This window comes from Acidisarcina polymorpha (genome assembly GCF_003330725.1).
Classification (GTDB): domain Bacteria; phylum Acidobacteriota; class Terriglobia; order Terriglobales; family Acidobacteriaceae; genus Acidisarcina; species Acidisarcina polymorpha.
In genome coordinates this window covers 4,378,222-4,391,134 of record NZ_CP030840.1, presented here as the reverse complement: position 1 = coordinate 4,391,134, position 12,913 = coordinate 4,378,222, and the positions used below count along the sequence as shown (strand labels likewise).

The 12,913-nt window shown below is 55.8% G+C and carries 9 protein-coding genes; 4 read left to right on the top strand and 5 right to left on the bottom strand.

Annotation, left to right across the window (positions count from 1 at the left end; all coding sequences use genetic code 11):
* Positions 1–3: 3 nt before the first annotated feature.
* The 4 genes from tssA to tssB form a co-directional block, all read right to left on the bottom strand.
* Complete coding sequence (gene tssA / locus ACPOL_RS18550; RefSeq protein WP_161557435.1) at positions 4–1,728, bottom strand: type VI secretion system protein TssA; 1,725 nt, start codon at positions 1,726–1,728, stop codon at positions 4–6.
* Positions 1,729–1,872: 144 nt separating this feature from the next.
* Positions 1,873–2,358, bottom strand: coding sequence for an Hcp family type VI secretion system effector (locus tag ACPOL_RS18545; protein ID WP_114208374.1), 486 nt, complete (start codon positions 2,356–2,358; stop codon positions 1,873–1,875).
* A 48-nt stretch (positions 2,359–2,406) separates the two neighbouring features.
* The gene (gene tssC, locus ACPOL_RS18540) at positions 2,407–3,900 is read right to left on the bottom strand and encodes a type VI secretion system contractile sheath large subunit (RefSeq protein ID WP_236656871.1); all 1,494 of its coding nucleotides are present in this window, start codon (positions 3,898–3,900) and stop codon (positions 2,407–2,409) included.
* Positions 3,900–4,412 carry a type VI secretion system contractile sheath small subunit gene (gene tssB, locus ACPOL_RS18535; protein WP_114208372.1) on the bottom strand — a complete coding sequence of 171 codons (513 nt, stop codon included), beginning with the start codon at positions 4,410–4,412 and terminating at the stop codon, positions 3,900–3,902. The genes tssC and tssB overlap by 1 nt, the downstream gene beginning before the upstream one ends.
* A gap of 234 nt (positions 4,413–4,646) precedes the next feature.
* Here tssB and tssK (ACPOL_RS18530) point away from each other — a divergent pair, with 234 nt between their 5' ends.
* Complete coding sequence (gene tssK, locus ACPOL_RS18530; RefSeq protein ID WP_114208371.1) at positions 4,647–6,002, top strand: type VI secretion system baseplate subunit TssK; 1,356 nt, start codon at positions 4,647–4,649, stop codon at positions 6,000–6,002.
* A 19-nt stretch (positions 6,003–6,021) separates the two neighbouring features.
* Here the strand turns inward: tssK (ACPOL_RS18530) and ACPOL_RS18525 are convergent, their stop codons facing one another.
* Positions 6,022–7,212, bottom strand: a complete 1,191-nt coding sequence (locus ACPOL_RS18525; protein WP_114208370.1) for a hypothetical protein — start codon at positions 7,210–7,212, stop codon at positions 6,022–6,024.
* 126 nt (positions 7,213–7,338) lie between these two features.
* Here ACPOL_RS18525 and tssK (ACPOL_RS18520) point away from each other — a divergent pair, with 126 nt between their 5' ends.
* The 3 genes from tssK (ACPOL_RS18520) to ACPOL_RS18510 are packed head-to-tail and all read left to right on the top strand — an operon-like array spanning position 7,339 to position 12,823.
* Positions 7,339–8,694 (top strand): type VI secretion system baseplate subunit TssK, encoded by a 1,356-nt coding sequence (gene tssK / locus ACPOL_RS18520; protein ID WP_114208369.1) that lies wholly within the window; start codon positions 7,339–7,341, stop codon positions 8,692–8,694.
* Positions 8,691–9,380: a DotU family type IV/VI secretion system protein gene (locus tag ACPOL_RS18515; protein ID WP_114208368.1), complete on the top strand. Its 690-nt coding sequence runs from the start codon at positions 8,691–8,693 to the stop codon at positions 9,378–9,380. Before tssK (ACPOL_RS18520) ends, ACPOL_RS18515 begins: the two co-directional genes overlap by 4 nt.
* Positions 9,381–9,394: 14 nt before the next feature.
* The gene (locus ACPOL_RS18510) at positions 9,395–12,823 is read left to right on the top strand and encodes an ImcF-related family protein (RefSeq protein ID WP_114208367.1); all 3,429 of its coding nucleotides are present in this window, start codon (positions 9,395–9,397) and stop codon (positions 12,821–12,823) included.
* The last annotated feature ends 90 nt before the right edge of the window (positions 12,824–12,913 follow it).

Sequence of the window (12,913 nt, the reverse complement as noted above, 5' to 3'; positions counted from 1 at the left end):
CTCCTAGGTCCGATCCAGCAGTCCTAATGCCCTGACAGGATCAATTCGGCACAGACGTGCGTAGGCCGATCTGCGTTCCCCTTCAGCATCTTCGTTACCGAGTGACTCTATGAGCATCCATAGCAACTCGCCCAATATCTCGCGATCCTCCCATTCATCAAGCTCGCGCTCGTCAGTCTCGGCGAGTAATTGGCGCAATATGTTGGCTGCGGTAGAAGCGTGTCCGAAACGTACGCACAATCGGCATAAGTCAAGGCGGCGCAGGAACCGTCCGCGACCGCTCCGGGATGCGGTAGCATCTTCCATCAATATCTCTGCGGCTCTGGCAAACTCGCCGCCCTCCGCGAAGACGCAGGCCTGCGCGTAAAGTTCGTCCGCAGCAACGATCGGCGATGCCGGTAGGGGGGCCGGCAAGAACTCACGCACCACGGGAGGCGGCTCTACAGGCGGATCCACAACGCTCTTAAACCATCGCTGTGTTTCGGTATTCGCAACCGGGGTATCATCTTCGAAAGCTGCCCCGGTTATGCCCGCATCGCGATCAAGCAGTGCGCGACTATGCGCCAGAACCAGGGCCTCTAACGACGTTGCCCCGGTCGCTTGAGCACCTTGCCATATATAGCGATAGAGATCAAGCCATTGTCTCCCGCTGCTCTCCATCACAGCGCGAATCGCCTGATCGAAGAGGGCCCTCCAGTCGCCAAGCTCACTCGCGCGTTTTAGGCCAAGCCTAGTCTCCGATGAAGGAGAGGATCCCGACCCGCTACTCGATTCGGTGTCGCCATACTGAACGGCGAGAGCCAGCAAGTAGGCAGCCGGATTGTCCGGCCGCTGCTCGAGGAAATAATTAGCACAGCTTCTTATCAGACCTAAGGCATTCTGCCATGAAGCTGGCGCTGTGAAGTTCAGCTCTTTATTCGCCTCTATTGCAGGCTCCAACGAGATTTCTGCCCTGGGGCTTGATGCTAATTGCACTGGGAAGGTCGCCGTGACTTCCTCCGGAGGAGGAGCCCCGGGCTTCATCCTCAGGAGTTGCGCGACGACATTCTGGACTTCCTCCAACGCGGATCGTATTCTTACGAACGATGGAGCGTCCGTACCATATTTTTCATCGCAGAATAGATAGAGCTCATCAAGAGCTATGAGCGCACGACCTAGCTGCTCTTTCAGTTCGGAATAGAATTCTGCGCTGGTAGCCTGTATATGAAGTTCCAGCGTCTCTGCTGTCAATGCCTCCAGATTTGCAGCTGTAACTCCAGAACGTACATGCTTGTACGCTGCATAACTGAGCTTGCTCTGAGTGATAGGCAGCTCGTAGATCATCGAAGCAAAGCGTTCCATGCCCCAGTGAACCGGGGCCGACCTCAGGGACAAGTCACCCGCTTCGATCTCCGGATACATCTCTGCCCAGAACCTTCGCTGTAGTTCAAGTAGCAACCGGAGCACCGGCTCCAACGCCACATATCCTTCGAGCTGAATACATGCTTCGCCCAGCCATACTGCCAGCCAGAGGTCCTTACTCCGGTTTAGTAGCGCGTCGGCTGCCAGCGAGGCGACCAGAGAGTAGTCGGCGCGCTTTGTTTGTCGTGACCATTCACCCACAGGAAGCGAGTCATCGTCTTGCGAGCGCGCATCGCGAATTTGATCGATGAGGGGATCGTAACGAAGGTCTTTACCGGCCAAAGCAACGGCATCAATCGGTTGAAGCAATTCTTCTAGCCGCAGCACGGTCAGAACTCCTCTGTTAACAAAGGAAACAGCTCGTTACCCAAGCAAGATGACTAACACAGGACTACCCTAGCCTGGCCGCGCAGCCGCTCTGCGATGTATTGAGAGCAGCTCGCGGACCAAGTCTGGCGCCCAGCTTTCTTATTAGGACGTCTGGTTCGTTGAAGCGTCGTACGTGTGTGTTCCGGCAGTCGTCAGATTACCCTGTGCGTTCTGCATCTTGTACTGCGTGTTGATCGACTTGTAGGTGAGTGTCAGGTTTACGACTGGAACCTGTCCTGACGCGGTTACATTCATCGAGGCCACAAAGACCTCCGTCAACTGAATGGTGATGAAATCCTGGTTGTTTGACCCTTGCTTTACGGCAGATAGCGTACCGCTGCTAATGTGTTTGCCCTGGGTCAAAAAGCCTGCGAGCTTTGTATAGGCGGAGTCTAGTTCCGCAACGATGGTGATAGGCTCCATCGTTACCTTGCCGGCACCAGAACCTTGGGTTCTACCGACAGTGCTTTCCGAGTAGCCGCCCCAGCTCCAGTTCAGCACCCGGATTTCGTTTGTATGGCTTATATGCTGAGACTCGCCCTGTGCGCCGTCCAGCTTCAGAAAGTAATCTACGCCCTGATCGCTCATCGCTAGTTGCTCCTTTCCAACCTCACATGTTTTTGGTTATGGTTAGCCTCAGTTGCGCGCAGATTCAGGTAGGTCGGCAACCAGGCGCAAAGAGATCGTTAATTCGTCGAGCTGGAAATGCGGCTTCAGGAACGCCACTGCGCGATATGCACCGGGCTTTCCTGGAATTTCCGAAACTTCGATGGATGCTTCTCGGAGCGGCAGCTTTGCTTTCGCTGCCTGCGAGGCAGAGTCATCCGATAGAACATATTGGCTGATCCACCGATTCAGGAATAACTGGCATTCCTCCCGCGTGGTAAAGCTGCCGATCTTGTCTCGCATCATAGCTTTCAGGTAGTGCGCGAAACGGGACATTGCGAAGATATACGGGAGCTGGGCCGAGAGCCTTGCATTGGCGTTCGCCGCGTCCTTGTCGTAGAGGGCAGGCTTGTTAGCTGATTGCACACTAAAAAATGCTGCATAATCGGTGCCCTTGCAATGCACTAGCGGCACCAGGCCTTGATCGGCCAGTTCCTTTTCCCGACGGTCAGTGATCTGCACTTCGGTTGGGCACTTCAACGCGACGTCGCCTTCATCCGTCTCGAAGTTATGGGCAGGCAGATCTTCCACCAGCCCGCCACCCTCTACTCCTCGGATTGCGGCGCACCACCCATACTGTGCAAATGCATTGGTCAGGCGGGCTCCAAGCGCGTAGGCGGCATTACTCCATAGATATTTCGAATGGTCAGAGCCATCGACATCTTCCTCAAACTCAAATCCATCTACCTGGTTTGTCTCCTTGCCATAGGGCAACCGCGCCAAGACCCGGGGAAGTGTCAAACCCACATAGCGAGAGTCTTCCGACTGCCGGAACGATTTCCATTTCGCGTATTCAGTGGAGTCAAAGATTTTAGCGATGTCTCGCGGTAATCCGAGCTGAGTGAAATCGGAGAGGTTCAGTAGTTCGGGTGCGGCAGCGGATAAAAAGGGTGCATGCGCGGAGGCGGCTACCTGCGCCACTCGCCGCAACAAGTCGAGGTCTTCAGGCCCGCGACCGAATTCATAGTCGCCAATCACTGCCGCGAATGGCGCTCCCCCAAAGACGCCGAACTCTTCTTCGTAGACTTTCTTAAAGAGTGCGCTTTGGTCGAATTCTGGTGCTCGCTGCAAGTCCCTAAGCAGCTCGCGCTTGGAGACGTTGAGCACCTTCAACTTCAGCATAACGCTGGTTTCACTCTGATCCAGCAGGAAGCGTATGCCCCTCCAGGTTCCTTCAAGCTTCTGGAAAGATGGATGGTGAAGGATCTTGTTCAACTGTTTGGAAATAAGTTGATCGATCTGGGCGATGCGAGCCTGAATTGAAGACTCCGTGTCCCGCGTGACCGTCAGATGACCCTCAAGAACCTGGGACACGAACTCTTTTACCAGGTCTCGTCCTCGCTGGGTTGCGGAGGCGTCTCGAGTGAAGCGCCCTTCACTTACAATCTGGTCAAGCAGAGGCGTTTCAATTGGCTGCGCCTCCGCAGTCACAGTGGCAACTGCCGTCGTCTGGTTCGCCATCATTACTCTCCGGAAGTCCTCAGTTCGTTGCGCAGCTTCTCACGCAAATCAGTGTTGGTCACGGCGGCGTATAGCGCCTCGTCAAGTTTGTCATTACCTTGAAGGCTTCCCTGCAGATCAGAGAGCTTAGTACGCAACTCCAACAATTGCCGCAGCGGCTCCACTCGCTCCGCGACTCGCTCCGGCGAGAAGTCATCGATCGACTCAAACCGAAGGTCAACCTGCAGCTGGCCCTTCTCAGGGTCGTCACTCAAGACATTCTCTGCCGAAAATGCGAGCCGTGGGCCGAGGTTTGCGAGTACCGCATCGAAGTTGTCGGGTGTAATTTCGGTGAACTTGCGCTCCTTCAAGGGGGCTAATGCTTCGGCTGGTTGTCCTGTCAAATCCGCAAGCACCCCCATGACGAAAGGCAACTCCTTCAACTCGATCGCGTCGCCGACTTCCACGTCATAAGTGATCTGCACGCGTGGCGGACGGACCCTACTCAATTTCCGCTGTGTACTTTCCTTTGCCATAACAGTGCTCCTAATGGGATCCAAGCTGGCTTCCCGACCTATAGCTTTCATAACAACAGGCCGTGCTCATCTCGCCCTGCTGGAATAAACACAGGGTTACCGTGTCTATTCCCCGTGTGCACATTTTCTTTACTGGCGCTTGCATAAAGTCGCTTTTAGCTCTGAGAGCATGAGCGGCTTGTTGACGGTTTGTGCATGAACCAGTGATAGATAAGAAACAGAGGTATAACCCACATGCGACAACTGCAGCCTGTTGTCTGGTCCAAAGGGGTGTTTCTCTCTCCGCAGCACTTACAGGCTCAGGACCATTTTTTCGAGGACTCCCTTCGGTTCACGATGGAGTCTTTGTCCTTCTGCCATTGGGGCTTCTCTTCGCTCAAGATTGAGAGCTCCTCGATTGGAGAAGGTCGACTAGAGATAGCGGAAGTGACAGGATTGTTTCCGGATGGACTTGCCTTTGACACCCCTGGGGCGGATCCTGCGCCGGGTTCACGCGCTCTCGACGAGTGCTTTAAGGATGGATGTGATGCCTGTATTTTTTACCTTGCTATCCCACAGGTGCGACCCGGAGGCATCAATGTCGCATTGAGGAACGTCGGGCTAAGTACCCGCTTTTACTCAGAGTTGCAGATGCTGCGAGATGAGAATGGCTCAAGCGTTGAGAAGCCGGTCTCGCTGGCGCGCAAAAACTTGCGGATCGTGGCTGAGGGAGAGAGTTTCGAGGGACTGGTACTGCTTCCGCTGGCGCGGGTAGTGCGAACCGAAACCGGCCGCTATAAGCTCGATCATGATTTCATCGGCCCCATGATTGACATACACGCGAGCGACCGCCTGATGAGCATTCTTCGCGGACTTTCGGAGGTACTTGTTTCGCGAGGCACACAGCTGGCTGGCGCTCGCCGGCAGAGGAATCAGTCACTTGCGGATTTCAGCGCTTCCGATGTAGCAAGCTTTTGGCTGTTATATACGATCAACACGCACTTGCCCCTGCTAAATCACCTGATGCACGCGAATCACTCCCGTCCCGAGACACTATTTTTGCAAATGCTATCGTTGGCGGGTGCACTAACGACCTTCTCTCGCGCCCTCGGTCCTCTTGACCTTCCTCGTTACGAACACGAAAAGCAAGGTCCATGTTTTCTTGAGCTCGAATCGCAGCTCATGAAACTGCTCGATACCGTCATTCCAAGTAGGTTTATCGCGTTGCCTCTTCGGCAGGTGCGCGACTCAGTCTACGTTACAGACATCGATCGCGACGAATATCTCTCGAATGCGCATCTGTATCTCGCGATCACCTCGGATGTGCCTACTGCTGAGCTTGTTTCGCGCACGCCTGCTCTGGTGAAAGCCTGCTCAGCCACTCACCTCGAGACGCTGATCCGGCAGGCGCTTCCCGGCGTGGCGATGACCCACGTTCCTTCGCCTCCGCAGGAGATCCCGGTCAAGCTGCGCTATCAGTATTTCAGCCTGGATCGCAATGGGGTCGCTTGGGAGTCGATCAAGCGGGCTAGGAACTTCGGCGTATATGTACCAGGGGAAATTGCAAACCCTCAAATGGAACTTATCGTGCTTCCCAGCGATAGTGCCTAGGTCAACTAGCGGCCGGCTTTTATCTATGACGCAGCAGAATGAATACCAGTAGGACTAGAACTATAAACATCGTAAAGAAGTTCGCTATCAAGAGCACAGGTATGTATTGCTGCAGCTTACCGAGAGGTTGATGCGGAGAGGCGGTCGCACCTGCCGACCTGGGCGCTGTGGCTACCTGCTCTGACTGCTCCAACGGCAGGGGGGCGAGCATGGGTTGTGAATTTGATAGGTACTGCGGGTCCGAAGCGCTTCGATTCGGGTTTATTGCCGACCTTTGCGGTTGCGCTTGCATCTCGGGTGCGAATGATTCGTCTTGCGCTTTGACGTTCTCATGCTCTCTGCGGCTCGCAGCGTCCCGCAGAGCGGAGCGGGACACGATGCGCGTAAACTCGCCGGGCCCTTCGGGCGGCGGCTGGACCATTGGCGACGGATGGTCGGTCGGCAAGCCAGCATCGCTCTCGCTGGACAGAGTGCGTAGTAGCTGCGTAAAGCCTCCCCCGGGTTGTGGCGTCTGCCCTGCTTCCGCAGCGAACCTCTCTTGCTGGGTGATTTCGGGGGATTCAGACTCGTGATCGAGTTTACGAAAAAGTTGGGTGAAGCCTCCTGCACCGTATGACGGTGCTGGTCGAGATGCACCTGGATCCGAGGACTCAGGCCACTCCGGAACTGGATGACCTTTCGGCCGATCTGCGAAAAAACCGTCGCTCTCACTGACATTATTTCGATCGCGAGGTAGAGAGTCATGGGGTGAAGAGTTATTCGTTCCAAGCGCCTGAAACATCTGGGTGAATCCCGGCTCCTCACTTTTGGGCGGACCGCTCAATGTCGAAAATACGTCGGTAGCGTGGAGGGTTCTACCGGAGTTCGCAGTTTGCTCTTTCTCCTTGGCAGGCAGCTTCCTCGGTAGCTGCTGCACGGCGTCACGAACTGCCACTTGCTTGAATATTCCAGTCAGATCGGTACCGTGAACAGCCCCGGGACCTCCAGTTGCTGGCTCGCTCGATCTTGCGGCTGGGTTTACGTTGTCCTTGGCTTCCCTTGAGGAGGAACTTCCTCGAAGGTGCTCTTCCTGCATATTGTTAGCATTCACGATAGCAGGTGCCGGGAGAGCCGAGTCCATCGGACTTTCCGCCTTATCAGCGGCTCCTTCTACATCCACCCGAAGGCTGTGCCGCTCTTTCGACCACTGTTGCTCCATGTCTTGATCCATGCCGCTCCCCGATGGGTCTGCTGACCGTCTGGAGGAATAAAACGGCGCGGGTGTGGTTATTCCATGCTGAGACTGCGGAGTGCGCCTGCTGATGGCGTAATGCAGAGCCGGTGTGGGCGAGCTACTATGAAGTTTCTTTCGCGAGTGGTGTGGTCTGAAGGCATGTATCTGGCGCCGCACCACTTTCAAACTCAAAGCCGGTACTTCGAGGACTCCATCGCGTTCCTCGCCTCGAGCCTCTGGCGAGAGCCATGGGGGTTGCTGCATCTCGAAATGGATGCAAAGGCGATCGCAAATGGCAGCGTCTCCATGCTTGTTGGATCCGGCATCTTTCAGGATGGTTTGGCCTTCGATATGCCATCTTCCGATGCGTTGCCGGCAATACGTGAGCTCTCTTCCTTTGCAAAGGCTACCGACTCCGAGTTAATTCTCCACCTTGCCGTACAGGTCCGAAGGAATGACGGCTACGATGCGTCCTGGGACGACCCTCAGCGGCGGCCCCGCTATTCCAGCATTCCGCGGACCCTGCGTGATGAGACAAACGGGATAGACGAGTACGAAGTACAACTCGCTCACAAAAATATATTTATTGCTTCGGAAGCAGAATTGTCACCTGAACTTCTATCTTTCCCGATCGCCCGGATCGTCCGCGACGCAAGCGGCCAATTTACTTACGACCTTGAGTTTGTTCCCTGTTCGCTCCGCACGAATGCGAGCGATGCGCTTATGCTGCAGCTGAAGCGCATCATCAATATCGTCGCGGAAAAAGCCAAGACTATTGCGCGTCCTGTTCACGCTGCCAATCAGCTGAAGACCGGCAGTGTTCCTATGGAAATTGCGAGCTATTGGTTCCTTCACGCGCTGCATAGCTCGCTGCCTTCACTGCGCCACCTCGTCTACACGCGCCACGCTCATCCGGCCGACTGCTTTGTTGAACTGTCTCGCCTCGCAGGCGCACTCTGCACGTTTGCCCTTGATTCTGATCCGCAGAGCTTGCCGAACTATGATCATCATAATTCCGGCGCCGGTTTTCGCGCGCTCTGCGCTCATATCCAGCGACACCTCGAAATCATCGTACCGACTAATACTGTTGACCTTGAATTTAGTCCTTCGAGCCCCTACATACACACCGCTCCAGTTACCGACGAGCGCTGCCTGCGGAGGTCCCGTTGGGTTCTTGGTATCCGGACAGCACTTGGCGAATCGGAGCAATTGCGTTTAGTGCCTCGTCTTGTCAAGGTATGCTCTGCACGATTTGTTCCTGAGCTGGTGAAGCGTGCACTCCCAGGAATGACGCTTACTCACCTACCGGTTCCCCCTTCGGCCCTTCGCACGTCGGTCGACATGCAATACTACGCGATTGACACTGCAGGGCCTTGCTGGCAACACATTCTGCAGACGCGGTCCGTGGGCATCTACATACCAGGAGAGATCGACGACCCTGAATTCACGCTTAGCATCATTTTGGAGCAGCCAGCATGAATACTCCACGCACTGCCAACCTTGCATCGGTTTTTCAAGAGGTCATCACTGCGATTGTGCGCGTGCGTTTCCGCCTACAATCCGTGAATAACGCCGAGACTTTCCGTACCCAGATTCGGCAATCGCTGCAGACTCCGATGCAGGCGGCCCGCAGCCTCGGGTACTCCGCCGAGCAAGTGCAGGGCGCTGTGTTCGCCGTGGTCGCATTGTTGGATGAAAGTGTGCTCAACCTCCAAGATCCAGTCTTTGGACAATGGGCGCGGCGGCCGCTCCAGGAGGAACTCTTTGGAGGACACCTCGCAGGAGAGACTTTTTTTCGCAACCTGCGAGCCTATCTTGAGCAGAGCGACTCGCCGCATCTCGCCGATGTGCTGGAACTTCATTGCCTTTGTCTTCAGTTGGGCTATCGCGGCCGTTATGCTCTGGGCGACAGTGGAGAGCTCTACGCGATGCAACGTCAGGCACGCGCTCGCATTCAGCGAATACGCGGGGATGCACGTCTATTTCAGGGAGCTTCCCTGCCGAAGCCAGCCATGCCCGTGCGAACGGCCGACTGGTGGACCAGCTGTCTTCTTTACACATCCCTGGCACTCGCCTGCCTGCTCTTGATTGGTTTCATTGGCTACCATTTCTCACTGTCCGCAGGCGCCGGCTCCTTGCAACACATTGCCGTAAACGCTTCTTAGGAGGTCGCCTCGTCTTGTATATACTTCCGTTCGTTCTGCTTCTCTCGACGGCCCTCCTCGGATGGCTGGCCGGACCTATGTTTCACATCGGAGGGATGGCGCTCGTCATTCTGCGCACCGGCATTGCGGGGATTGCCATGGTTGGGGCGGCGAGCGCGTATTGGTTCTGGCCACGGAGCGCGCCTAAGAGCTCATCCTCTGCAACCACTCAGGATTTCTCCGAAATAACTACCCTGCTTCGCACCGCGGAGCAGCGTCTCGGTGCTGCACAATCAGCCGGTGCTCGATCGTTTCATTCTCTCCCGGTGCTCTATGTACTCGGCGCCCCTAACAGTGCGAAGACCACAACTGTGTTGAGGTCCGGCGTGGACCCGGAGCTGCTTGCCGGCCAGGTCTATCAGGACGAAGCAGTCATCCCAACGCGTCTGGCCAATCTTTGGTACGGCGAAGGCGCGGTTTTCGTCGACGCGGGAGAAGCACTGAACGGCGATAGTCCTGCATGGAACACCCTTTGGCGGCGAACCAACCCTAGACTGCTGCGCTCCGTATTCGGCGCTAAACGCCCTCTCCGCGCCGCAATCGTCTGCGTCAGCAGCGAATCGTTCTTTGGAACGAATGCCGCGGAAGCACTCCCAGTGCTCGGTCGGGAGACCAATGCTACTCTCCGCCGGTTGGCGCGCGAGTTGGGATCTGACCTTCCGGTATATGTAATATTGACCAAGCTGGACCGCGTACCGGGTTTCATGGAATATGTACAAAACCTCAATGATGAGGAGGCAGGAGAGCGGCTTGGCATTTCCCTTCCACGTGACCACACCGCAAACGGCGTCTACGCCGAGCGCGCGTCGGCAGCCATTTCTTCGGCTTTGGATGAATTATTCTTTTCTCTCGGTGAATTCCGCTTAGAAATACTCGCGCGGGAGACCGGCCTAGCGAATGCTGCATCCATCTATCAATTCCCGCGGGAGTTACAAAAGCTTCGCAATAACCTCATTAGTTACCTTGTAGAACTCACCCGTCCAAGTCACCTCAATGCCAATCCCTTCCTCCGTGGCTTCTATTGCGTCGGCGTTCGAGCCCAGGTTATCGAACAAGCGATCAGTGCGCCCGCGGAGATTCCGCGGCGTTCTAAGAATAATGTAGATGCAACCCATATTCTTTCTCTTCGCGAAATCCAGTCTGCAAGTTCGAGCATGGTTGGCCCACAGAGTGTCAGCAGAAGAGTCGCGCAGTGGTGTTTTTTGCCTCGTCTTTTCCATGACGTCTTTCTTGCGAAGGAAGAGCGCGAGACGACGAGCTTATCCGATTCGCGCATCTCGCTTTTACGGCGTTCGGGTCTCGCGGCCGCCTCGGCTGCTTTGCTCATCTGCATCATCGGCCTGAGCGTGTCTTACCTCAACAATGTCAGGCTTGAACATGATATTGAGGCCGCCGCCCAAGAATTGCCCGCGGAGGCTCCCCCAGCCGTTCTTGCCTCAACATCGCAGCTCGCCGCTCTCGATCGCCTTCGGGTCACTCTGCTGCAACTGCAAGACTTCCAACGGAACGGCGCGCCTCTGATGTTCCGGTGGGGACTTTATCGCGGCGACTCGCTCATCGCACCCGCACGCAAGCTGTACTTCGAGCGGTTCCGCTGGCTTCTGCTGGCCACGACACAGCAGAATCTGACGAATGCTCTCGTCGCCCTTCCCGGCTCCGCGCCTGCCGATGCAGACTACCTGGCAGCCTACAATCCTTTGCGTGGCTACCTTATAACGACCGCTTTTCCGCAATACAGTACAGCCGACTTCCTGCCGCCACTGCTTGTGCGATTCTGGCTGAACGGCCAGCACCCTCAAACCGATTTACAATTACAACTCGCGGAACAACAGTTTCGCTTCTATAGCGATGAGCTTCGCATAGCCCGGCTCTATGACATCTCTCCCGCAATCCCAGCGGTTACGCATGCTCGTGCATATCTGAACAGCTTCGGAAGTACCGATCGCATCTACCAGAACATGCTTGCGGAGGCGGCTCATGCAGCGCCGGCGATTGATTTCAACCATCTATTCCCCGGCTCTGCCGCTACTGTCGTAGAAACCCACATCGTCCCCGGCGCATTCACCGCGGCAGGGTTCGCATTTATGCAGGGAGCCATTCGGAACCCTGAACGGTACTTCGCTGGAGAATCGTGGGTGCTCGGAGACCAGACATCTCCTTCGGTACAAGAAGATTCTCTCTCGCAGAAACTGCTGGACCGCTATCGTGCTGACTTCACCACGCAATGGCAGGAGTACCTGCGCTCCGCGTCCGTGGTCAAATATCGCAGTCTTACTGACGCCCGGGAGAAACTGCAGAGTCTCTCCGCACCCAACTCCGCATTGCTGGCCCTGATCTTTACTGCCTCTCGGAACACTGCAGTAGCGGACAACGCGGTAGCGCACGAGTTCCAACCTACCCAAGCACTGGTGGCGCCGAATCTGTCAGACCGCCTCATCGCTCCTGGAAACAACGCGTATATTAATGGGCTGGTAGGTCTGCAAGGCGCGGTATCGCAGTTCACTCAGGATCCCTCCGTTGCCAACAATCCCGCGGCGGCGCAGCCGGTCATTGCCGCGGCGGTGAGCGCCCACTCTGCCGTGAGCCAGACGGCGCAGGCCTTTGATGTCGACCCAGTCGCGCATGTAGAGCAATTGGTCGTGAAGATCATGCAGGAGCCAATCAGCTCTGTTGAAGAGTCAGTACGTGGAGCAGCTCCGGAGCAAATCAACCTGGCCGGGCGTGCGTTCTGCGGAAGCTTCGCTCCCATCCTTTCCAAATTTCCGTTTGATCGCAACTCTTCCATTGAGGCATCGCCGGCGGAAGTCACATCGGTCCTCAAGCCTGGCACTGGCCTGCTATGGCAGTTCTACGATGCGAATCTCAAATCTCTGTTGATGCAGCAGGGTAATCAATGGGTCGTTTCTCCAAATGCGACGGTGAAACCAACTCCACAGTTCTTGCAGTTTTTCACGCGGACTGCAGGGCTCTCGAATGCCTTGTTTTCGAATGGAGCAAGTACACCAACGCTCAGCTTCACGGCTCACATTTTGCAGTCGCCCGGAATCCAGAGCGTCACCCTGGTGCTCGACGAACAAAAGTTGTCGGGCAGCGATGTATCCAAGGAATTCAACTGGACTGCACAATCGTCGCTTCAGGCGCAGCTCATCGCCAGCTATGGAAGTAACAACCTGCCGCTTCAGTTTTCAGGACCATGGTCGTTGTTCCATCTTGTGGACCGTGGCCGCGTGGAGCAGGCGTCAAATCCAGTGCGCCTGGCATATCCGCTTGAGATATCCGGAACTCCTATCGTTGTCAACAGCATTCCATTGACAGAGCGGATCGAACTTTCCGGTCCAGCCGCAGCCATCCTCGCTCCCGGCTCTCTTACTGGATTGCACTGCGTGGCGCAGGTGGCGCGCTGATCGATAGAAGCCGCTAGCGGCCATATGGAAACAAGAGTTCCCTGTTTTCAAGATGCTCCATGCTTCAATTTATCGATCAATGAATGAAGG